17 protein-coding genes, 1 tRNA gene and 3 pseudogenes are annotated in these 22237 nt (G+C 73.3%); 15 read left to right on the forward strand and 6 right to left on the reverse strand.

From position 1 onward, the window contains the following. Positions 1–8: 8 nt before the first annotated feature. The 3 genes from DDW44_RS14650 to DDW44_RS14660 all read left to right on the forward strand — a co-directional run bounded on the left by DDW44_RS14650 (position 9) and on the right by DDW44_RS14660 (position 2948). The gene (locus DDW44_RS14650; protein WP_341867070.1) at positions 9–851 is read left to right on the forward strand and encodes a glycerophosphodiester phosphodiesterase; all 843 of its coding nucleotides are present in this window, start codon (positions 9–11) and stop codon (positions 849–851) included. A 162-nt stretch (positions 852–1013) separates the two neighbouring features. After that, on the forward strand, positions 1014–1616 hold the full coding sequence (locus tag DDW44_RS14655) for an ATP-binding protein (RefSeq protein WP_078503361.1): 603 nt from the start codon (positions 1014–1016) through the stop codon (positions 1614–1616). A gap of 360 nt (positions 1617–1976) precedes the next feature. Continuing rightward, on the forward strand, positions 1977–2948 hold the full coding sequence (locus DDW44_RS14660) for a DUF5926 family protein (protein ID WP_108906719.1): 972 nt from the start codon (positions 1977–1979) through the stop codon (positions 2946–2948). A 1107-nt stretch (positions 2949–4055) separates the two neighbouring features. On the opposite strand, the gene DDW44_RS14665 is transcribed toward DDW44_RS14660, so the two are convergent. Continuing rightward, entirely contained in the window at positions 4056–4766 is a 711-nt protein-coding gene (locus tag DDW44_RS14665; protein WP_017946260.1) for a bifunctional DNA primase/polymerase, read from the reverse strand. 664 nt (positions 4767–5430) lie between these two features. On the opposite strand from DDW44_RS14665, the gene DDW44_RS14670 reads away from it, so the two are divergent. Both DDW44_RS14670 and DDW44_RS14675 read left to right on the forward strand, forming a co-directional pair. Further along, a complete protein-coding gene (locus DDW44_RS14670; protein ID WP_108906720.1) occupies positions 5431–6741 on the forward strand; it encodes a PP2C family protein-serine/threonine phosphatase in 1311 nt (436 codons plus the stop codon). 212 nt (positions 6742–6953) lie between these two features. After that, positions 6954–8444: an aminopeptidase P family protein gene (locus DDW44_RS14675; protein WP_108906721.1), complete on the forward strand. Its 1491-nt coding sequence runs from the start codon at positions 6954–6956 to the stop codon at positions 8442–8444. Positions 8445–8693: 249 nt separating this feature from the next. On the opposite strand, the gene DDW44_RS14680 is transcribed toward DDW44_RS14675, so the two are convergent. After that, a complete protein-coding gene (locus DDW44_RS14680) occupies positions 8694–9137 on the reverse strand; it encodes an ATP-binding protein (protein WP_026165028.1) in 444 nt (147 codons plus the stop codon). Between the two features lie 214 nt (positions 9138–9351). Between DDW44_RS14680 and DDW44_RS14685 the strand changes: the two genes are divergently transcribed. The 5 genes and pseudogenes from DDW44_RS14685 to DDW44_RS14705 form a co-directional block, all read left to right on the forward strand. Beyond that, positions 9352–10203 carry a hypothetical protein gene (locus DDW44_RS14685; protein WP_108906722.1) on the forward strand — a complete coding sequence of 284 codons (852 nt, stop codon included), beginning with the start codon at positions 9352–9354 and terminating at the stop codon, positions 10201–10203. A gap of 116 nt (positions 10204–10319) precedes the next feature. Next, complete coding sequence (locus tag DDW44_RS14690; RefSeq protein WP_108906723.1) at positions 10320–11153, forward strand: YcnI family copper-binding membrane protein; 834 nt, start codon at positions 10320–10322, stop codon at positions 11151–11153. Positions 11154–11189: 36 nt separating this feature from the next. Continuing rightward, entirely contained in the window at positions 11190–11852 is a 663-nt protein-coding gene (locus DDW44_RS14695) for an SCO family protein (protein ID WP_108906724.1), read from the forward strand. Further along, entirely contained in the window at positions 11849–12379 is a 531-nt protein-coding gene (locus DDW44_RS14700; RefSeq protein WP_108906725.1) for a copper chaperone PCu(A)C, read from the forward strand. Before DDW44_RS14695 ends, DDW44_RS14700 begins: the two co-directional genes overlap by 4 nt. Positions 12380–12425: 46 nt before the next feature. Beyond that, a pseudogene (locus DDW44_RS14705) lies at positions 12426–13851 on the forward strand (copper resistance CopC/CopD family protein); the annotation flags it as partial. A 77-nt stretch (positions 13852–13928) separates the two neighbouring features. Here DDW44_RS14705 and DDW44_RS33550 read toward each other — a convergent pair. After that, positions 13929–14348: pseudogene (locus DDW44_RS33550) on the reverse strand (pentapeptide repeat-containing protein); the annotation flags it as partial. A gap of 89 nt (positions 14349–14437) precedes the next feature. Between DDW44_RS33550 and DDW44_RS14710 the strand changes: the two are divergent. The 5 genes and pseudogenes from DDW44_RS14710 to DDW44_RS14730 form a co-directional block, all read left to right on the forward strand. Next, a pseudogene (locus DDW44_RS14710) lies at positions 14438–15007 on the forward strand (hypothetical protein); the annotation flags it as partial. Between the two features lie 33 nt (positions 15008–15040). Further along, positions 15041–16291 (forward strand): iron uptake transporter deferrochelatase/peroxidase subunit, encoded by a 1251-nt coding sequence (gene efeB, locus DDW44_RS14715; protein ID WP_108906726.1) that lies wholly within the window; start codon positions 15041–15043, stop codon positions 16289–16291. A gap of 68 nt (positions 16292–16359) precedes the next feature. Continuing rightward, positions 16360–17301 (forward strand): prephenate dehydratase, encoded by a 942-nt coding sequence (gene pheA / locus DDW44_RS14720; protein ID WP_018892573.1) that lies wholly within the window; start codon positions 16360–16362, stop codon positions 17299–17301. 661 nt (positions 17302–17962) lie between these two features. Then, positions 17963–19240: a serine--tRNA ligase gene (serS, locus tag DDW44_RS14725; protein WP_108906727.1), complete on the forward strand. Its 1278-nt coding sequence runs from the start codon at positions 17963–17965 to the stop codon at positions 19238–19240. Continuing rightward, on the forward strand, positions 19237–20040 hold the full coding sequence (locus DDW44_RS14730) for an HAD family hydrolase (RefSeq protein WP_108906728.1): 804 nt from the start codon (positions 19237–19239) through the stop codon (positions 20038–20040). The genes serS and DDW44_RS14730 overlap by 4 nt, the downstream gene beginning before the upstream one ends. Before the next feature lie 348 nt (positions 20041–20388). On the opposite strand, the gene DDW44_RS14735 is transcribed toward DDW44_RS14730, so the two are convergent. The 3 genes from DDW44_RS14735 to DDW44_RS14745 all read right to left on the reverse strand — a co-directional run bounded on the left by DDW44_RS14735 (position 20389) and on the right by DDW44_RS14745 (position 22233). Next, positions 20389–20474, reverse strand: a tRNA-Ser gene (locus DDW44_RS14735). A gap of 304 nt (positions 20475–20778) precedes the next feature. Next, positions 20779–21030, reverse strand: coding sequence for an SGM_3592 family protein (locus tag DDW44_RS14740; protein WP_026165030.1), 252 nt, complete (start codon positions 21028–21030; stop codon positions 20779–20781). Positions 21031–21513: 483 nt separating this feature from the next. After that, positions 21514–22233, reverse strand: a complete 720-nt coding sequence (locus DDW44_RS14745) for an ABC transporter permease (RefSeq protein ID WP_017946275.1) — start codon at positions 22231–22233, stop codon at positions 21514–21516. Positions 22234–22237 lie beyond the last annotated feature (4 nt).

Consider the following 22237-nt stretch of genomic DNA (forward strand, 5'->3'; position numbering starts at 1 on the left):
TCCCGGACATGACGGACACGGGCGGGGCGCCCGCCCACCGACGATGGCACCATGACGCGGTGACTCAACACCGGATCCAGGTCGTGGCCCACCGAGGCGCCTCGGAGGACGCCCCCGAACACACCCTGGCCGCCTATGTGAGAGCCATAGAGGACGGGGCCGACGCCCTCGAGTGCGATGTGCGCCTCACCGCGGACGGACATCTCGTCTGCGTCCACGACCGCCGGGTGAACCGCACCTCCAACGGCCGTGGCGCGGTCTCCGCGCTGGAGCTCGCGGACCTCGCCGCGCTCGACTTCGGCTCCTGGAGGGACAGCGAGGAGAGCCCGGACTGGAAGGACCCCGGTTTCACGTCCGTGCTGACCCTCGAGCGGCTGCTCGAACTGGTGGCGGACGCCGGCCGGCGGATCGAGCTCGCCATCGAGACGAAGCACCCGACCCGATGGGCGGGACAGGTGGAGGAGCGGCTGCTCCACCTGCTGAAGCGTTTCGGCCTGGACGCCCCGGCGGCACCCGGCGAGTCCCCCGTGCGCGTCATGAGCTTCTCGGCCCGCTCGCTGCACCGGATCGCGTACGCCGCGCCGAACATCCCGACCGTGTACCTGATGCAGTTCCTCCCACTGCGGGCGCGCGAGGCACGGCTGCCGGCGGGGGCACGGATCGCCGGTCCGGGGATCCGGCTGGTGCGCAACCACCCCTCGTACGTGGAGCGGCTGCACGCCGCCGGTCACCAGGTGCACGTCTGGACCGTGAACGAACCGGCCGACGTCGACCTCTGCGTGAGCCTCGGAGTCGAGGCGATCATCACCAACCGGCCGAGGCAGGTCCTCTCCCGACTGGGCCGTCTCTGACCGCTCCCGTACCGCCGAGGAACCGTCCCCGGCTGATCCGCGACCGAACCGACACCGACCGCTCCCGCACAGCGACCGAACCGACTCGGACTGCTCCCGCACAGCGACCGAACCGCTACACGGAGTGCACCGGCGCGTTCGATCCGTGCGCAAGTGTGACGAGTGCGTCATCGGACGCGGATTGGCCGGTTTCCGGTCCAGGCCATTGGGGCATCCACTCCGTGGCGTGGGGCGAAGGAGGTCTCGGGGGTGGCGTTGGTGGTGGCACAGGAGGTGCCCACGTCGTCGTGCATGGCCGTACCCCATGGCCCTGCGGGCGTGGGTGAGGCACGGCACCGGATGCGTGAGCAACTGCGGCGCAGCGGGGTGTCCGATTCGGTCGTCGACGATGCCGTTCTGATCCTTTCCGAACTGCTGAGCAATGCCTGCCGTCACGGCAGACCGCTCGGGCAGCACACGGAGATCGGTGACGGCGACATCCGAGCCGCATGGCGTCTCGACCCGTCCGGCGGCCTGACCGTCGAGGTGACGGACGGGGGCGGTCCCACCCGCCCGGTTCCGTCGACGCCCTCGGTCACGGCACACGGCGGCCGAGGGCTCAACATCATCAGTGCGCTCGCCCGGGACTGGGGCGTGAGGGACAGCGCCGCCGGCGAGGTCACCGTGTGGGTCCTCGTCACGGAGGGGCACCGTCGCGACGATTTCGCTACGCGCGTCACCGGCCCCGGCTTCGAGTTCACCGACGCCTACGACGACGTCGACTGAGCTCCGGGCCGGCCGGCGATCGGGCGGACCGGACGGCGGCCGGGCAAGGACCGGACGGCGGCCGGGCAAGGACCGGACGGCGGCCGGGCAAGGACCGGGCAGGGACCGGACGGGGACCGCTTCGGGCCGCCCCGGTCGTGGACGGCGCATCGGCCGCCCATCGCCGGCCGCGGTCGCGAGCAGGACGGGAGCCGGTCACCGGCCGGTCCGGGGCGTTCGCGCGCAGCATCGCCGGCGCCCTTCCGGCGCTCCAGGGCGGGCGGCCACGCGACGTGAAGTGCCGCTGTGACCGCTGCCACGGCCGCAGCGGCTAGGCTCGCGCCCGAGACAAGCACGCCGTCATCGGGAGAAAGCCACATCATGGCCAAGAAGCGCCCCCAGACGAAGGCCGCCGCCAAGCCCCAGGTCACCGATGGTGAGATCCCGGTGGTCGGCGCCCGCGAGCCCTGCCCCTGCGGTTCGGGCCGTCGCTACAAGGCCTGCCACGGGCGGGCCGCCGCACACGCCGTGACCGAGCTGGTCCAGCGTCCCTTCGAGGGGCTCCCCGGCGAGGGCGACTGGGTCGCCCTCCGCGAGCTGGTGCCCGCCGCCACCGTCGCCCTGGCCCTCAAGGACGGGCTGCCCGAGGACGTCCCGTCGCTCACCCTCGCGACCGTCCTCCCCATGGCGTGGCCCGCGCTGCGCCGCGAGGACGGCTCCGTCATGCTCGCCCTGCAGAACGACACGCCTTCCGGCGACCTCAGCCGCGACCTCGCCGACACCCTGCAGCGCACGCTGACCACGAAGCCCGGCAACGCGGTGGCCCCGCGGCGCGCCCCCGCCGACGGTCCGCGGCTCCAGGACCTGATCGACGCGGACGCCCCGTTCGAGCCGGTCGTGCACAGCGGTTTCGAGTTCTGGATTCCGGAGTCGGTGGAGACCACGAGCGCCGAGGTGACCGCTTCGCTGGAGCGCGCCAACGCGGCCGCGATCCCGACGGCGAGGCTGTCCGGCGTCGACGCCGCCTACTGGTGCGAGACTCCGGAGAAGAACCACCTGCGCTGGGTCATGCCGCACTCCGAGGAGCGGCTGCTGGACGCGCTCGCCCGGCTGCACGCCGCCGGTGCGTCGAGCCTCGGTGAAGGCACCCGCCTCGTCGGGTCGTTCCGTGCGCACGGCCTGGTGGTGCCCGTCTGGGACCTGCCCGTCGGCATGGGTGCGGAGGAGTGCGAGAAGCCGGCGGCCGAGTTCGCCGAGCGGCTCGCCAAGGCGCTCGCGACGGACTCCCCGCTCACCGGCGAGGAGCGCCGGGCCCGCAGCGGTCTCACCAACCGCCAGGTCACGCTGAGCTGAGCCGGGCGGCGGGCCAGGCCGGCGGACCGCGGGCGGTCGTTCTCGTTCCCGGTGTCGTTCCCGTTCCCGTTCCCGGTTTCGTTCCCGCTCCCGTTCCCGTTGCCGTTGCCGTTCCCGTTCCCGTTCTCGTCGCCGTTCGGCGACGGCAGGCGGCCGCGGGCGGTCAGGTGCCCGTTCCACCACGGCAGGTTGCTGCGGGCGGCGGCTTCGGCCGTCGCCCACCGCGGCGGCGACGCGACCCACCCGCCTCGGGTGATCCCCGTCACACCGGTACCTACGGTGCGGTAATTCCCTGTCCGAATACCCGAGATCGAATTTGCGAACAGCAGATCTCTTGTTACCGTTCTGGAAGCCCGGTCGCTGGTGCATCCCCCGTCGCCAGCGACCGGGCGTCTCTATTTCCGGCAATGCTCCGGAATCGCGCCCACGTCAACTGCCTTCGGCAGCATGCGAGTTGCCCCCTCGCTCGGCAACGGCGTCCCCTGAGGGGCTTCTACGGAAGCACGAACTCCACGTTCGCGGAATAGGCCCCCGGTTCGCCTCGGCCCTTCTCACACGGTGTTTCGCGGACCGCAGGCCCCACGCGTCCGGGGCCGATCACGCAATGCACCCCAACGGCCTTTCGCCCGGCGCCGGAAGAGCCGGCACGGACGCGGTCCTCCGCCGACGCGTTGCGGTAGTACGTTCGCTCCCACGCATCCGGACCACCGGAGAGGCCGCGCATCCGCGCCTCGACGCGGTGCGGTGGGCTCTCCAGGGGCCGGGGCGTTCGCTTGTGCGTCGAACACCGAGGCGCCGTCGTCCGGCTCGGTCGCCCGCCGCGCGCCCGGCGGGGCATGCATTCCGGCCACACTTGCCGATCGCCGCGCCCTCTTGCCATGCGCCGTCGCGTCGGCGCACTTCCGGGCCGCGGGGGCGGCGAGGGCCGCACGGGCCACGAGGGTCCACGAGGGTCCGTACGGGAAGGCCGGGCAGCGGGGACCCGTACGGCTCCGTCCGCACCCGTCCGACCCGCACTCGCCCCTCCCTCCCGTGCGCACACGGATCCCGCCCGTACGAGTGAGCCGCAGGCCCGTCTCCCACCGCCGTCACCCGGAAGACCGGCGCTCAGTACGCGAGGCGGGACCCCTCCCCGCTCTCCGGAGGAGTCACGCCCGACGGCGCGCTGACGCTCGCCTCGACGAGGGCGTCGACGACCGCTTCCACGTCCGGCAGCCAGGGCGCCGCCGAGCCGGGGAGCGGGGCGCGCTCCCATCGGACCTGTCCCGTGCCGGTCTCCGAGGGCGGCAGCACCAGATAGCCGCCCGAGCCGTGGAAGCGAAGCGAACTCGGCACCCGGTCCTTGGCGTAGAGCAGTTCGCCCAGCCGCTCCATCGAGTAGGGGGCGACGAGCAGGGACCACCTGGTCGGTGTCGCGAGAACGGGGCCGAGTCTCATCTCCATGCGGTCGAGTGCGGCGAGCGCCCGGGCCCCGGCGACCGCCGGCAGGCTCACCGCGCACGGCGCGCGGCCTCCCGTGGCGAGCACGACGGGGGCGGTGGGCCGCTGGGTCCACCACCAGCGCACCATCCGCTCGTCGGTGGTCGCCGCCAGCAGCCCGGGGTCGAAGGGGTGCGCGCCGGGGACGACGCACTCGTGGTCGGGGCAGGCACAGCCGCGCCCGTGCTCGGTCCGCCGGCCGGCGGCGTTGAGTCCCACACCGGGCAGCACGGGCCAGTTCCATTCGGTGGCGCAGGTCAGCGCCGCGTCGAGTAGAGGAGCAGGCCTCCCCTTGCGCCAGAACCGGAGCCTGCGTCGCCTTCCGAGGATCTCGCGCATGAGCGCTCGTTCCTTTCCGTTGAACGCCGAGGTCCATCACACCATGTGTGCATCACTTCACTGCGCGTACAGAGCGGCGTCTTGCCGCCCTTGCCGTAGGCACGGGCGATCCCATGGGCTCTGTCCATTAAACGCATGGCGAGGGGTGGCGCGCGCCTGGCGCTTGCTCTCCCGCTGTGCTCGTACCGCCACTCGGTACGGGGCGGCGGCCCACGGCGGTTAGGACGCCGCGGCTCCCCGCCAGGTTCCGGGGCGGTCCCAACTGCCCCTGGCCACACCGTTTACGTACCCATCACGCCCGGGATGACTCCCCCCTCGGGCTTCGCCTCGGCCTTCACCCTGGGTGGGGTCCCCATGTCGAACGCGCTCAGTCGACCGCAAATCGCGTCCATGGGGGTCATTTTTCAGCCAAGTTAGCAACCCCGTGGACACCAGCGATACCACCAGGCCAGTGCTGGACATCCCCCTTTGTGTGCGTGTAGATGTGGATGCAGTGATAGCGGCGCAGATTGACATGGGGGTTTGCGATGCTATTGAGCAGAACGCACCAGCCGGAAGGCCGGCTGCCATGAGCGCCCCTCACCTGCCGAAAGTGGCTGGAATCGAATCGGCTGTTCCAGGCCCCGCGCACACTGCCGCTCCACTCGCCCCCGCGCCCGGCGCCATGATCCAGGACCGCCTGGCCGGCTGGGTCTCCGACCTCACCACGCTCCACGAACTCACCGAACGCCTCGCCAGGACCGGCTCGCTGGACGAGGCGCTCGACGAACTCCTGCGCGCGGGCGCCGCCCTGGTCGGTGCCCGCCGCGGCATGGTCGTCCTCGAACCCGCCGACGGCCGCGGCCCCGCCAGCACCGTCGGACTGGGCCTCGCCCACGCCGACCTGGGCCACATCGAGACCGTCCCCCGCAGTGCCACCGGGTACGGCCGGATCCTCGACGGCGGTACGGCCGGCGTCCCCGGCCCCGTCGCCCAGGCGGACCTCCTCCACGACGCGGCACTCGACCCGCGCCACCGCGAGGTCGCCGCACGCCTGGGCTACGCCGCCAGCTACGCCCTGCCGCTCGCCACGGAGGACGCGGGGAGGCTGGGCGCCGCCGTCTGGTTCTACGACGAGCCCGCCGAACCCGTGGAACGCCAGCGCCATCTCGTCGGCCTCTACGGGCGGTACGCCACCGAGCACCTCGCCCGGATGCTGGAGCTCGAACGGACCCGCCGGCAGATGGCCGTCATCGCCGACGAACTGCTGCCCGGCAGGCTGCCCCGGATCCCCGGGGTGCGCCTCGCGGCCCGGCATCTCACCGGCACGCGCGGCGGAGGCGAGTGGTACGACGCGCTGCCGCTGCCCGAGGGCGCCCTGGGACTCGCCGTGGGCTCGGTCTCCGGTTCGGGACCGAGCGCGCTGGCCGCCATGGGCAGACTCCGGGCCAGCCTCCGGGCGTACGCGGTGATGGAGGGCGAGGACCCCGTCGCCGTGCTGTCGGACCTGGAGTTGCTGCTGAGGCTCACCGAACCGGCCCGCTCGGCGACCGCGCTCTTCGCCTACTGCGAGCCCGCCCCGGCGGCCCACGCCGACGGCAGTGGCAGTGGCAGTGGCAGTGGCAGCAAGATCGTGCTGGCCGGCGCCGGGCACACCCCGCCGCTGATCCTCGGGCAGCACCGCACCGAGTTCGTCGAGACGTCGCTGTCGGCGCCGCTGGGGATGCTCGCGTGCTGGGAGGCACCCAGCGTGGAGTTCTGCCCCGCACCCGGAGAAACGGTGCTGCTCTACACCGACGGGCTGCTGAGGCGCACCGGCGACCCGATGGACCGGGCCTTCACCCGGCTGCACACCGCCGCCGCGGGCGTGCCCAAGGCCATGCGCGACGACCCGGGCGCGGTGGCCGACCACGTGCTGCGCACGGTGCTCCCCGACGCGCTCGACGGCGGGCGGGACGGCGAGGACGTGGTGATGCTGGCCGCCCGGTTCGACTGACGGCCGCACGCTTCGGGTGACGGCCGCCCGGGCCGACTGCCGACCGCCGGGTGACGGCCGCCCGGTTCGACTGACGGCCTTCCGGTGACGGCCGCCCGCTCCGGGTGACGCTCCGGCGGCACGGGCGGGGGCCGCAAGGCTTCCGGCGCTCCTGCCGTACGACCGTACGATGGGTGAGGGTTTCAGCATCGTACCGACCAGGAGGCAGACCCGTGGCAGAGGAGCTCACCCCGGCGACCCCGGTGAACGAGTCCGACCGCACCGCCGAGGCGGGAGGCACCGAGGAGCCGATCGAGCAGCGCAAGAACGGGCTGTACCCGGAGGTCTCCGACGAGCTCGCCGCGAACATGAAGTCCGGCTGGGCCGACACCGAACTGCACGACCTGGCGCCGATCGCACAGGCCGCGCACACCGAGCGCCGCCGCGCCGCCCTCTCCGCCCGCTTCCCCGGCGAGCGGCTGGTGATCCCGGCGGGCAATCTGCGGACCCGCTCCAACGACTCCGAGTACGCCTTCCGCGCCTCCACCGAGTACGCCTACCTCACCGGCGACCAGAGCCACGACGGCGTCCTGGTGCTGGAGCCCACCGCCGACGGCCACACGGCGACGGTCCACCTGCTGCCCCGGTCCAACCGGGAGAACGGCGAGTTCTGGCTGGACGGCCAGGGCGAACTGTGGGTCGGCCGCCGCCACTCGCTCGCCGAGGCCGCCCGCCTGTTGGGCCTCCCCGCCGAGGACGTGCGCGAGCTGCCGGGCAAGCTGCGCGAGGCCACCGGCCCGGTCCGCGTCGTCCGCGGCCACGACGCGGGCATCGAGTCCGCCCTGACCGACAAGGTCACCGCGGAGCGCGACGAGGAGCTGCGCGTCTTCCTGTCCGAGGCCCGCCTGGTCAAGGACGAGTTCGAGATCGCCGAGCTGCAGAAGGCCTGCGACTCCACGGCCCGCGGCTTCGAGGACGTCGTCCGGGTGCTGGACCGCGCCGAGGCCACCAGCGAGCGCTGGATCGAGGGCACGTTCTTCCTGCGCGCCCGCGTCGAGGGCAACGACGTCGGCTACGGCTCCATCTGCGCCGCCGGCCCGCACGCCACCACCCTGCACTGGGTCCGCAACGACGGCCCGGTCCGCTCCGGCGAGCTGCTCCTCCTGGACGCCGGTGTGGAGACCACCGAGCTCTACACGGCCGACGTGACCCGCACCCTGCCGATCAGCGGCCGCTTCACCGGGCTGCAGCGCCGGATCTACGACGCGGTGTACGAGGCCCAGGAGGCCGGTATCGCCGCCGTGCGGCCGGGCGCGCTCTTCAGCGACTTCCACGACGCGGCCCAGCGGGTCCTCGCCACCCGGCTCGTGGAGTGGGGCCTGCTCGGCGACCTCGACGTGGAGAAGGTGCTGGAGCTCGGTCTCCAGCGGCGCTGGACCCTGCACGGCACCGGCCACATGCTCGGCATGGACGTCCACGACTGCGCGGCCGCGCGCCGCGAGACCTATGTGGCGGGCACGCTGGAGCCGGGCATGTGCCTGACCGTCGAGCCGGGTCTGTACTTCCAGGCCGACGACCTGACGGTGCCCGAGGAGTACCGCGGCATCGGAGTGCGGATCGAGGACGACATCCTCGTCACCGAGGACGGCAACCGGAACCTCTCTGCGGCGCTGCCGCGCAGGGCCGACGAGGTCGAGGCGTGGATGGCCCGGCTCAGGGGCTGACGCCCCCGCCGCCGTGCGGTCCCCCGCGGACCGCACGCGCGCCGGCCGACGGCCCGGGACGGCTCCTGCCCGAAACACTGCACGGAGCTGTGCACGGCCCCCTGCCGGGACCCTGCCCTCGCCCACTGCTCGGACCGCTGTCCGACCAGTGCCCTACCAGTCCCCGACCAGTGCCCTACCACTGCTCGGACCGCTCCCCGGCCACTGGCCGGGCCGCCCCCCGGACCACAGCGAACGGCGCCCCTTCGCTCAGACCGCTCCGAGCAGGGCGCCGTCCCGCCATTTCAGTACCTTGTCGAAGCTCACCACCGCGCCCCGGCCGGGCCGGTTCCGCAGGGACACATGGTCGGCGAGCTGCTCGATGAGACAGAGCCCGCGGCCGCTCTCGGCGGCCGGGCCCGCGCCGGAGACGTGCGCGCAGTCCGGGAAACCGGGTCCGCCGTCCGCCACCTCGATACGGCACTTCTCGCCGTCCAGGTAGGCCGTCACGCGGTACCCGTCCGCCGGGGAGCCGGCCGCACAGGGCCCGCCGTGCTCGACGGCGTTCGCACAGGCCTCGCTCAGCGCGACGGAGAGGTCGAAGGAAATGTCGGGGTCGACGCCCGCGGTCTCCATGGCACCGAGCAGAAGACGTCGAGCGAGCGGCACGCTCGCAGCTTCGCGCCGCAAATGGAGAGACCACCAGATGCTCATGCTCCAGCCTCCTGGCTGCGGCTCGACATACCGATACCTATTGCCGCGCCCTCCCGTTCGTAAGCACGGAGTTGACGTTTTTGCCCTCATTCGGCGGATGCGCCGATGGGCCATGCCGGTGTAAGCGCACGCCAGGCGGGCGAGCGGGCCGCAAACGTGACCTTCCGGACCCGCCGCGGGGGTGCGGGGCGCCCGATGGGATGATGTCCCGGCCATGTCTGCCCAACCGCCGGTCGCCCCCGGCGACGCGCCCGCCGCGGCCGGACCGCGGCTGCTGAGGGCCGCGGTGTTCGCCGCGGTCTGCGTCGTGCTGTCCGCACTGGGCCACGTCCTGGCCGCCTGCGCACCGGTCCCCTGGTGGACGCTGCTCGCCGGGTTCCTGACGGTGGCCGCGGTGGTGGCGCCCCTCGCCGGCCGCTCGCGCTCGCTTCCGGCCGTCGTGGCCGCCCTGGCCGGCGGGCAGCTCGCCCTGCACTCCCTCTTCGGGCTCGGCCAGCGCCCCGCCCGGGTGGCGCCGGGCACCGACGACGCCGTCGTCCGGCTGGCGGCGAAGCTGGCCTGCGGGGTGGGCGGCGACACGCTGGGCCCGGCCGAGGCCCACCGGATCGTCGCCGGCGCCGGCATCGACCCGGCGACCGTGGCTCAGGCGGCCCGTGCCGGTCACCCCGGTCACGCCGCGGCCGTGCCGCACGCCGCCCTGGAGTCGGGCGGGCTGCTGCCGAGCCTGCCCATGGTGCTCGGGCATCTGCTGGCGGCGCTGGTCACGGGCTGGCTGCTGCGCCGCGGCGACCTCGCGCTGCTGCGGCTGGCCGAGCTCTCCGCCCAGGGCGCCCAGGAGGCCGGTGAGATGGTGGCCGAGGGCGCGCTCGTACGCGCCCTGCGGGCCGCCGTCGTGCTCGTACGGGAACTCCTCGCCGGGCTGCCGGCCACCCCGGAGACCGCTCCGGGGCACGTCGGGGCGGACGCCGGGCACTCCACGCCGCCCGCGGCGGCACTCCTGCACACCGTGGTCAGGCGCGGCCCGCCCGCGCAGCGCGTCCTCGCGGCCTGCGTCCTCGCAGCCTGAACGCGGCGCCACCCGACGACGTACCCCGGAGCGGGTGTCCCGGGCGGTCGGTGCCGCGGCTCTCCCGCGCGTCCGCGCGGCTCGACCACCTTCCTGCTCACGTGGAGTACTCCGCCATGAACGTCGCCAAGAACCTCCCCAGCCACCTCCCCATGAACTCGGCCGAGAGCACCGCCGAGAGCAGCGCCAGGAGAAGCGTCGCCCGCCTTGCCGTCGCAGCCGGTGCCGCGGCCGCGTCCGCGCTGCTGCTCTGCGGTCCCGCCTTCGCACACGTCAGCGTGCAGCCCGAGGGCGAGGCCGCGAAGGGCGGCTTCGCCACCGTCAACTTCAAGGTCCCCAACGAGCGTGACAACGCCTCCACGGTGAAGCTCGAGATCACCCTGCCCGTCGGCCACCCGCTCTCGTCCGTGCTGCCGCAGCCCGTGCCGGGCTGGAAGGCCGAGGTCACCAGGACCACGCTGGACAAGCCGCTGACCGTCCACGGCCGGCAGGTCACCGAGGCGGCCTCGAAGATCACTTGGACCTCGGCCGGCGGCAAGATCGGCCCCGGCCAGTTCCAGCAGTTCCCGGTGTCCCTGGGCCAGTTGCCGGAGAGCACCGACAAGCTCGTCTTCAAGGCCCTCCAGACGTACGACAACAAGGAGGTCGTGCGCTGGATCGAGGAGCCGCAGCAGGGCGCGGCCGAGCCCGACCACCCCGCGCCCGTGCTCACCCTGTCCGCGGCGACCGGCGACCACCACGGCGACTCCGGCACCGGGAAGGCGGCCGACGGCGCCCACTCCGCCGAGCACACGGACGACGAGCACGCGGACAGCGAGCACGCGGACGGCGAGGCGACCGCCGCGAGCTCCACGGACAGCACGGCCCGGATCCTCGCCGTCGTCGGCATCGTCGTGGGCGCCGCGGGCGTGGCCTTCGGTGTGCTGGCCGGCCGCCGCCGCTCCGCCTGACCGACTCCCCCTCCTCGACTTCCGGGACATCTCCTCATGCGCTACAAGATCGTGACGGCCGCCGCCCTGTCTCTGGCGGCCGCGCTCACCCTCTCCGCCTGCGGCTCCGACGGGGGACCGGCCGGTGCGGACGGCTCCGCCGCCGAGATCTCGGCCCCTGCCGGGGACAAGGCGGCGACCGTCCTCGACCGGCCCTTCGAGAAGCCGGACCTGGTCCTCACGGACACCACGGGCAAGCCGTACGACCTCCGCGAGCGGACCAAGGGCAAGCCGACCCTGATCTACTTCGGCTACACCCACTGCCCCGACGTCTGCCCGCTGACGATGAGCAACCTCGCCGTCGCCAGGAAGCAGCTCCCCAAGGCGGACCAGGACAAGCTGCAGGTCGTCTTCGTGACCACCGACCCCGAGCGGGACACCGCGGCCGAACTTGCCAAGTGGCTCCCCGCGGCGGGGGACCCGTCGTTCGTCGGGCTGACCGGCGACTTCCCGACCATCCAGGCGGGGGCGCGCCAGCTGGGCATCGGCGTCGAACCCTCCACGAAGGACAAGAACGGCAAGGTCGTCTCCATGCACGGGACCCAGGTCGTGGCCTTCTCCCCCAAGACCGACCGGGGTTACGTCCTGTACGGCGAGGACACCACGCCGGACGACTTCGCCAAGGACCTCCCCAAGATCGTCAAGGGGGAGAACCCGTGACCCGGCGTGCGGCGTCCGCTCTCGCCGGCCCGCGTGCGGCGTCCTCTCTCGTCTCCCGGCGTGGAGCGTCCGCTCTCGTCTCCCGGCGTGGGGCGTCCGTTCTCGCCGCGGCCCTCGCCCTCTCCGCCGGCCTCGGGCTCGCGGGGTGCTCCGCGTCCGCGCCCGAGCTGAAGGCCGGCGGGGCGTTCATGCCGCAGCCCGTGGGCGACATGGCGGCCGGCTTCCTCACGGTCGTCAACGAGGGCGACGCGGCGGACCGGCTGACCTCCGTCACCAGCAGCCTCTCGGACGACGTCCAGCTCCACGAGGCGAAGGACGGCAGGATGCAGCAGGTGACGTCGCTCCCGGTCCCCGCGAACGGGGAGCTGAAGCTGGAGCGGGGCGGCGACCACCTCATGTTCCTGGGCATCAAGAAGCAGCCGAAGCAGGGGGAGGAGGTCGACGTCGAGCTGCACTTCGAGAAGTCGGAACCGATCACGGTCCAGCTCCCCGTGAAGGACCGGACCCACAACCCGGATCACCACTGAGCCCCGTGACGAGGCTCCCGGCCGTTCGAGGGACTGACGAGACACCATGACCACCACCGCCCCGCGCGTCGGCACGGCGACCCTGCTGCGCCTGCTGCTGATCACCGCGGCACTGCTCGGCACCGTGCTCACCGGCACGGCGGACGCGCATGCCGCCCTGACCGGCAGCAACCCGAAGGACGGGGCGGTGCTGGCCGTCGCCCCCAAGGACGTCACGCTCACCTTCTCCGAGCAGGTCGCCCTGGGGAACGACTCGATCAGGGTCCTCGACCCCAGGAGCAGACGCGTCGACACCGCCGAGCTGAAGAGCCTCGGCGGCGCCGGCGCCGTCACCTACGGAGTGGCGCTCGAGTCCGGCCTGCCGGAGGGCACCTACACCGTCGCCTGGCAGGCCGTCTCCGCCGACAGCCATCCCATCGCGGGCGCGTTCACCTTCTCGATCGGGGCGCCCTCGAAGACCGTCGTGGAGCTCCCGAAGCAGGAGGCGGGCGGCGGTCTCGTCGGCGCGCTCTACGGCATCGCGCGGTACGCGGCGTACGCGGGGTTCACCGTCCTGGTCGGCGGCGGTGCGTTCGTGCTGGCCTGCTGGCCGCGCGGGGCGGGCACCCGGGCGGTGCAGCGGACGGTGGCGTACGGCTGGGTGACGCTCACCGCCGCGACCATCGCGATGCTGCTGCTGCGCAGTCCCTACACCGGCTCGGGCGAACTGGGCGACGTGTTCGACCTCGCCGGGCTCCAGGCCGTGCTCGCGACCAAGACCGGGGCGGCCCTGGTGTCGCGCCTGCTGCTGCTCGGCGTGGCGGCGCTGTTCGTCGCGGTGCTGTTCGGGGCGTACGCGAAGCGGACCGCCGAGGCGCAGCAGGCGGCGGAACCCCGTGCGGGAGGTACGGGGGGTACGGAAGGTACGGGAGACGCCGCGCAACCCCGTACCGCCGAACCGCAAAGCGCCACGCAACCCCGTACCGCCGTCACCGAAGGCCACGCGGACACGGGCCGGGAGGGGCGGGGGACGGCCGGGCCCGGCGACCGGGCCGGGGAGAGGCCGGAGCAGGACCTCACCTTCGGTCTGGGTCTCGGCGGCACGGTCGTCGCCGCCGGGATCGCCTGCACCTGGGCACTGTCCGAGCACGCCTCGACCGGCATCCAGCCGGGCGTGGCGATGCCCGTCGACGTGCTGCACCTGCTGGCCGTCGCCGCCTGGCTCGGCGGACTCACCGCTCTGCTCGTGGCACTCCACCGGGCGCCCTCCATCGAGCGGGCCGCCGTCCTGCGGTTCTCCCGCGTGGCGTTCTGGTCCGTCGTCGTCCTCGCCGCCACGGGGCTCTACCAGTCCTGGCGGCAGGTGGGCTCGTGGTCCGCGCTGACCGGCACCTCGTACGGGCGGCTGCTGCTGATCAAGTTCGGGCTGGTCATCGTCCTGGTCGGGATCGCCTGGATTTCCCGGCGCTGGACGGCGCGGCTCTCGGACCGCGCCCCCGCCATTGCGCAGGCCGCCACCGCGGAGGATGCCACCGCGCAGTCCGGCACCGCGCAGTCCGGCACCGCGGAGGACGGCGGCGTAGAGGTTCGCGCCGCAAAGGCCGGCGCCGCAAAGGACGGCGCCGCGAAGCACGGCACTGCGGAGGACGGCACTGCGGAGGACGGCGCCGTGGAAGCCGGTGCCCGTCGTTCCGCCGCGGCCTTCGCCGCGGCGGAGGCCGGCGCCCGGGCCGCGGCGGCCGGGGAGGCCCGCCCCGCCGCACCGTGATCGCCGATCCCCGGGTGACGGTCTCGGGCGTGCAGAAGGCGGGCCTGGACCGTTGCCCCTCGGCGGAGGGAGGGGCACGGTCCAGGCCCACCAGGACACGCAGAACGTCTCCGACGCGCCCGAGGCGGACGACGGTCCGGTCTCCTCCGCGCCGCCTGCGACGCGGACCGGGGAGGAGTGCGGCGACCGGGCGGTCACCCTGGCGTACGAGGACGTGGGCACGGTTCCGCATGACGCGCTTGCAGCCCGAGGTCTTGAAGAAGTCGCCCTCCTTGAGCTCCACGATGGCGCTGCCGGTCGTGTAGTCGTTGGCGGCCCAGCTCGCCCGGCAGGAGGCCGCGAAGGCGGCGGCCGGCCGCAAGCGCCTCCGGGACGCCGACCCAGAGCGCTCCGGACTGCGGCGCTCCGTCCTCGCGGAGGCGGGCGTCGCCGTCGTGCTGCTCGCCGTGACGACCGCGCTCACCTCCACCGAGCCCGGCCGCACGGAGGAGCGGGCCGCCGCGGAGCGCGGCAGCCGGACACCCGCGGCCGCCCCGGCCAAGCCCGTCGACATCACCCTGCCCTTCGACACCGGCGGTGTGAACGGCAAGGGCACCGCCCGGCTGACCGTCAGTCCGGGCCGCTCGGGCGCCAACGACCTGCGCCTGTGGACCAAGGGCCCGGGCGACCGGCCCCTGGACGCCCCCGAGGTCAAGATCTCCTTCACCCTGGTCGCGGAGAAGATCGGCCCGCTGCCGCTGGTGCCGGAGCGCGTCGCGGCCGGCCACTGGAGCGCGAGCAACATCCAGATCCCGCTGCCCGGAGAGTGGCAGGTCCGGATCACCGTACGGACATCGGACATCGACCAGACGACCGTCGAGAAGAACGTGAGGATCGGCTGACGTGGGCGGCCGCCGAGGCACAGTGGTGAAGGCATGAACGACAACGAGATCTCCCGGCGCAGACTGCTCGGCACCGTCGGCGCGGCGGGCGCGACCGGCCTGGCCCTCGGTGCGGCGGGCGGCGCCGCCGGGTACGCGGCGGCCTCCGCCGACCCGGCGGCCGCGCTGGCGACCGTCGGCTCCACCGCCGAGCCGTTCCACGGCGAGCACCAGCCGGGCATCACCACGCCGATGCAGTCCCACGGCCATCTCGCCGCCTTCGACCTGGCGCCGGGCGCGGGCCGCAGGGAGGCGGCCGCCCTGATGCGCCGCTGGTCGGCCATCGCGGCCCGGCTGATGGCGGGCGAGCCGGCCGACGACGACACCGGGGTCGCCCTGGACGCGGGCCCGTCCTCCCTCACGGTCACCTTCGGCTTCGGCCGGACCTTCTTCGACCGCACCGGACTGACCGCGCAGCGCCCCCCCCAGCTCGACCCGCTGCCCGCGTTCTCCGGCGACCGGCTGGATCCGCGCCGCTCGGAGGGGGACCTCTGGGTGCAGATCGGCGCCAACGACGCGCTGGTCGCCTTCCACGCCCTGCGTGCCGTCCAGAAGGCGGCGGGCGGCGCGGCGCGGAGCCGCTGGCAGATGACCGGCTTCAACCGCTCGCCGGGTGCCACCGCCCGGCCGATGACCAGCCGCAACCTCATGGGGCAGGTCGACGGCACCCGCAACCCCAAGCCGTCCGATCCCGATTTCGACCGCCGTGTCTTCGTCCCGGCCGCCGGGTCCGGGGCGGGCGCGGCGGCACAGCCGGCCTGGATGGCGGGCGGCTCGTACGCCGTCGTCCGCCGCATCCGGATGCTGCTGGACGACTGGGAGAAGCTGAGCCTGCGGGACCAGGAGCTGGTGATCGGCCGCCGCAAGTCGGACGGCGCCCCGCTGACCGGCGGCGGCGAGACGGCGGAACTCGACCTGGACCGGACGGGGCCGGACGGTTCCCCGGTCATCCCGGCCGACGCGCACGCGCGGATCTCCGCTCCGGAGCAGAACGCGGGCGCGGCCATGCTGCGCCGGCCGTTCTCGTACCACGACGGCATGGCGGCGGACGGCACCCCCGACGCGGGGCTGCTGTTCGTGTGCTGGCAGGCCGACCCGCTCCGGGGCTTCGTGCCGGTCCAGCGGAAGCTGGACCGCGGGGATGCGCTGTCCCGGTTCGTCCGGCACGAGGCGAGCGGTCTCTTCGCCGTCCCCCGCGGTGCGGAGGAGGGCGACTACGTCGGCCGGGGGCTGCTGGAAGCGTGAGGAGGGCCGCACGGGCCGGGCCTCGCGACGGGGCGAACTTCGGCTGACGCGGCACTAGGGTGACGGGTATGTCCGCCACGCGCTACACGTACCTGGGCCCCGAGGGCACCTTCACCGAGGCCGCCCTGCGCACCCTCCCGGAGGCCGCCACCCGCGAACTGGTGCCGATGGTGTCGGTGCCGGCCGCCCTCGACGCCGTGCGCGGCGGTGAGGCCGCGGCGGCGCTGGTGCCGATCGAGAACTCGGTGGAGGGCGGCGTCACGGCCACGCTGGACGAGCTGGCCTCGGGCGAGCCGCTCATGATCTACCGCGAGGTGCTGCTGCCCATCTCGTTCGCGCTGCTGGTGCGGCCGGGGACGAAGCTGTCGGACGTGAAGACGGTGACCGGCCACCCGGTCGCCCAGCCGCAGGTGCGGAACTGGCTGCGGGCCCATCTGCCCGACGCGGTGTGGGAGTCCGCGGCGTCGAACGCGGACGGTGCGCGGCTGGTGCAGGAGGGGCGCTTCGACGCGGCCTTCGCGGGCGAGTTCGCGGCGGCGACGTACGGGCTCGAGGCTCTGGTCACCGAGATCCACGACGCGCAGAACGCGGAGACGCGCTTTGTGCTGGTGGGCCGTCCGGCGCGGCCCGCGGCCCCGACGGGGGCGGACAAGACCTCGGTGGTCATCTGGCAGCGCGACGACCACCCGGGTGCCCTGCTGGAGTTGCTTCAGGAGTTCGCGGTGCGCGGTGTCAACCTGATGCTGCTCCAGTCCCGTCCGACCGGCGCCGGCATCGGGAACTACTGCTTCGCGATCGACGCCGAGGGCCATATCGCGGACCGCCGGGTGGGGGAGGCGCTGATGGGTCTGAAGCGGATCTGCCCGAAGGTGCGCTTCCTCGGGTCCTATCCGCGGGCGGGGGCCCCTGCGCCGGGGCAGGGCGGACGCCCGTTGCGCCCGGGGACCTCCGACGCCGAGTTCGTGGACGCGGCCGAGTGGCTGGCGCGCTGCCAGGACGGGCGCGCGTAGTGGGGCGCTGCCAGGACGGGCGTGCCCGCGCAGTGGCGCGCTGCCAGTACGGGTTCGCGTAACCCGGGGTTCACGCCGAGCCGGGCCCGCCGGGCCCCGCTCTCGCCCGCCCGTTACCCACAGGGTTATCCACAGGGCGGCTTCTCGATCTGGGGACAAGTCGACAACACCGTCCGACTTCATCGACAAATCGCCTCACTTGCCGCTCCCACATCCACAGCACACATCGATTGCCCATGTCAGCCCAATTCCAACGATCAACTCTTCGGAGCGAAGAAGTGCAAGGAATTGCCACCCGAACGAGCGGGTGAACCGCGTTCGGAGCGGCAGTCGACGGGGTTCCGCCACCCTTTCAGAATGATCAATTTCGTAATCCACAGACCCCTCCCACATCCTGTGGATAACTTGTGCGCACCCTCCTCCCCTGTGGACAACAGCCCCGGAGTTCAGCGGACCAGGGCACCCGAGGGCGGCGGCGACCGCCACTCACGCCTTTCGGCGGCGGACGGGCGGGACGCGCGAGGACGCCGCCCGGGATTCACCGGACCTTTCCAGAATTCGGGCACCTTCTGACAATTTTGGGTAACTCGGACAATTCACCCAAAGCGACATGGGCGATATCGACGGGGGAGCCGGGAGCGCACACCGGTAGCCTGGTGGGGTGATTGACCTTCGCCTGCTCCGTGAGGACCCCGACCGTGTTCGCGCCTCCCAGCGCGCCCGTGGAGAGGACGTCGGACTCGTCGACGCCCTGCTCTCCGCCGACGAGCGGCGCAGGTCGTCCGGCGTCCGCTTCGACGAACTCCGTTCCGAGCAGAAGTCGCTCGGCAAGCTCATCCCCAAGGCGTCCCCGGACGAGCGCGCCGAGCTGCTGAAGAAGGCCGAGCAGCTCAAGTCCGATGTGAAGGCCGCCGAGGCCGAGCAGAGCGAGGCCGAGGAAGAGACCCGCCGGCTGCTCCTCGGCCTGGGCAATCTCGTCCACCCCGACGTCCCGGTGGGCGGCGAGGAGGACTTCGTCGTCCTGGAGACGCACGGCACCGTCCGCGACTTCGGCGCCGAGGGCTTCGAGCCCAAGGACCACCTGGAGCTGGGCGAGGCGCTCGGCGCCATCGACGTCGAGCGCGGCGCGAAGGTGTCCGGCTCCCGCTTCTACTACCTGACGGGCGTCGGCGCCCTGCTGGAGCTCGCCCTGGTCAACGCCGCGATGGCGCAGGCCACCGAGGCGGGCTTCACCCCGATGCTGACCCCGGCCCTGGTCCGCCCCCGCGCCATGGAGGGCACGGGCTTCCTCGGCCAGGCCGCGGAGAACGTCTACCACCTGGAGAAGGACGACTTCTACCTCGTCGGCACGTCCGAGGTCCCGCTCGCCGCGTACCACATGGACGAGATCATCGACGGCGGCAAGCTGCCGCTGCGGTACGCCGGGTTCAGCCCGTGCTTCCGCCGCGAGGCAGGCACCTACGGCAAGGACACCCGCGGCATCTTCCGCGTCCACCAGTTCGACAAGGTCGAGATGTTCTCGTACGTCCACCCGGACGACGCCGAGAGCGAGCACAGGCGCCTGCTGGAGTGGGAGAAGCAGTGGCTGAACGCCCTGGAGTTGCCGTTCCAGGTGATCGACGTGGCCACCGGCGACCTGGGCGCCTCGGCCTCGCGCAAGTACGACTGCGAGGCCTGGATCCCGACCCAGGGCAAGTACCGCGAGCTCACGTCGGCGTCGAACTGCGACGGCTTCCAGGCCCGCCGGCTGTCGGTCCGCATGCGCGACGGCAAGCAGGTCAAGCCGCTCGCGACGCTGAACGGCACGCTGTGCGCCGTGCCGCGCACGATCGTGGCCATCCTGGAGAACCACCAGCTGGCCGACGGCTCGGTGCGGGTCCCGGAGGTCCTGCGCCCCTACCTCGGCGGCCGTGAGGTCCTGGAGCCGGTCGCCCGGTGAGCTTTCCGTACCGCCTGATCGCCACCGATCTCGACGGGACCCTGCTGCGCTCCGACGAGTCGGTGTCGCAGCGCACGCGCCATGCGCTCGCCGCCGCCACGGCGGCGGGCGCCGCGCACATCGTCGTCACGGGGCGAGGCGTCCCGTGGACCCGGCACATCCTCGACGACCTGGGCTACCACGGCCTCGCGGTATGCGGGCAGGGCGCCCAGGTGTACCACGCCGGCGAGCACCGGCTGCTCACCTCCGTGACGCTGGACCGTCGGCTCGCCGCACTCGCCGTGTCCAAGCTGGAGGCGGAGGCCGGGCCGCTCGCGCTCGCCGCGAGCCGCGACGGCCTGGACGGGGAGGTCGTCGTCGGACCCGGCTACCGGACCCAGGACGGTCCGCTCCCGGTCGTCGCCGTCGACGACCCGGCCGAACTGTGGGCGCTCCCGCTCACCAAGCTCTACATGCAGCACCCGGACCTCGACGACGACGAACTGACCCGGTTCGCGCGCTCGACGGTCGGCGGGCTGGTGGACGTGGTGATGGCCGGCGAGGGAATCGTCGAGATCCTCCCCCTCGGCCTGAGCAAGGCCACCGGCCTCTCGCTGGCGGCACGCAGGCTGGGGCTGCGGGCCACCCAGACGATCGCCTTCGGCGACATGCCGAACGACATCCCCGTGTTCGGCTGGGCCGCCCACGGCGTCGCGATGGCCAACGCCCACGACGAACTGAAGGCCGTCGCCCACCGGATCACGGCGTCGAACGAGCAGGACGGCATCGCGCTGGTGCTGGAGGAACTGCTGGGGCGTTAGAGGAACTGCCGGGGCGTGAGGGGTACCGCTGCGGCACGCCCCCGGCTTCGCGTCCGGTGCGCCTCGCGGTCCGCCTCACCCATCGGCCCGGTCCGTATCGCCCGGTCCATCAGCCCGGTCCGTCTCGCCTGGTCCATCAGCCCGGTCGTGTGTCCGGGCCATCCGCCCAGTCGTCCGTCCGGTCCACCTCGACCGGGAGTACGTCCGGTCCACCTCTCGCCCGGTCCGGTGCGGCGCCATCCGCACGGATGCGCCCCCGCGCCCTGCCGGACCCGTGCCTGACCTCGCGTCCCCGGGCCCGTGGCGCACCAGAGGGCTCGTGGACGTACCGCACCTGCGTGCGCACTGCGGAGGATGCGCGGATCGAACGCGCGCGGGGGTGGACCCCGACCACGGCTTAGCAAGCCGGTGCCTTACCACTCGGCCAATCCTCCGGGAGGGCGGCCCGCGCGGATGCGCGCTCGAAGCGGCCGCCCGGGCAGTCCGCCGGCGGCTCACGGAGTTCGACTACCGCTCCGGAGCCTGCCGTGCGCTGCCCTGCAGGGAGCTCGACGGACTCGTACTCTCGGTCATCGCCGCGCCCCTCCCCGGTCCTGTCCGGCCTTGCGGCCCCGCCGCACATCCGGCGGCGGCTCACGAGCAGTCTGCCCGGTCCGGGCGGCCCCCTGCCACCGGATTTCCGCGCCGGACGAGCTCAGGACGAGCTCAGGACGGGCCCAGGACGAGCTCAGGACGAGCTCAGGACCGGCGCCACCAGCGCCGTCGGCGCCGTGCGCGGGCCCGGCTCCAGAACCAGCCGGCGGGCGGCTCGTCGGAGCGCCAGGGCTGCGGCTCGGGCGCGGAGCCGCGCCACCGGGCGGCGAGCATCCGCGCCCGGGCGGACGGCTCGGCGGTCTCGGCGGCGCGCACGAAGTCGTCGTCGAGCACCGTCTCGTCCCAGGCGCGCCCGTGAGCGTCCGACCCGGTGGGGCCGGAAGCGCCGCGGCCCACGTCGGCCGTGGAACGGCCGCCCTCGGCCCCGCGCGGACCGGCACCGTCCGCGGGATCCCGGCCGGACGGGCCGCCCGAGCCGGGCGCACCGGGCGCCGAGGCAGGGGCCGGGGCCGGGGCCGGGGCCGGGAGATGCTCCTCCCGGTCCGGCCCCGGATGCGGCCGGCGGTCCGGCTGAGGATCCGCCTTCGGATCGGGCCTCGGATCGGGTCTCGGATCCAACTGCGACTGCGAGTGCGGCTGCGAATGCGGCTGCGAATGCGGCTGGCGGTTCGGCTCCTCCGGCATGGCGGCTCCTCCTCTCCCCCAGTGTCCCCGCCGGCCCGTCAGGCCCGCGTGAGGACGAGGGCACGGTGGGACTGGGATTCCGCCCCCGCCGTGCCCCGCTCCCTCCCGCTGTTCCTCACCGCCCTGGCTACTCCCCGCTGCCCTGGCTACTCCCCGCTGCTCCTCAACGCCCCGGCTGCTCCCGCTACTCCTGTGCTACTCCTCGCCCGCCAGCGTCAGCGTCCTCAGCTTCCGCCCGGCGTACCCCGTCGCCAGCAGCGTCACCCCGGCGAGCAGCGCCACCGCGAGCGGCAGGCCCACGTCGGAGGTGATCATCCCGTCGCCCCCGATCCGCTCGGCCAGGGCCAGCGACCACTGCTGCACACTGAGCGTCCGCGCCCCGGGTACGAGGCTGCCGAAGAGCGTCTCCCACACCAGGGCGTAGACCAGGCCGATCACGACCGCGTGCCGGCTGACCGTGCCGAGCAGCAGGAACAGCGCGGCGTAGGCGATCGACGCGACCAGCGCCGCGACCGTGTAGGCCACCGCGATCTGCTGCCCGTTGCCGTTGAGGATGTATCCCGCGGCGAACGTCGGGACCGCGGAGAACACCATCGTCACGGCGATCGCCACGATCAGCTTGGTGACGACGATCACCGGCCGCTTCACCGGCTTCGCCAGCAGATAGATGATCGAGCCGTCGTCGATCTCCGGGCCGATCGCCCCGGTTCCGGCGATCACGCCGATCAGCGGCACCATCGTGGCGATGGCGAATCCGCCCAGCACGTCGGCGGCGACCTGGTCGTCGACGCCGTTGAACGCCCTCACCGCGCAGGCGATGAGCAGCAGCAGGCCGGGGAGGACGAAGAGGATCGCCGCGCGGCGCCGGCCGAGAAGGGCCCGGTAGGTGAGCCGGGCGACTGTCGGGTCGTACATGTCG

Source organism: Streptomyces tirandamycinicus, assembly GCF_003097515.1.
Taxonomy (GTDB): Bacteria; Actinomycetota; Actinomycetes; order Streptomycetales; family Streptomycetaceae; genus Streptomyces; species Streptomyces tirandamycinicus.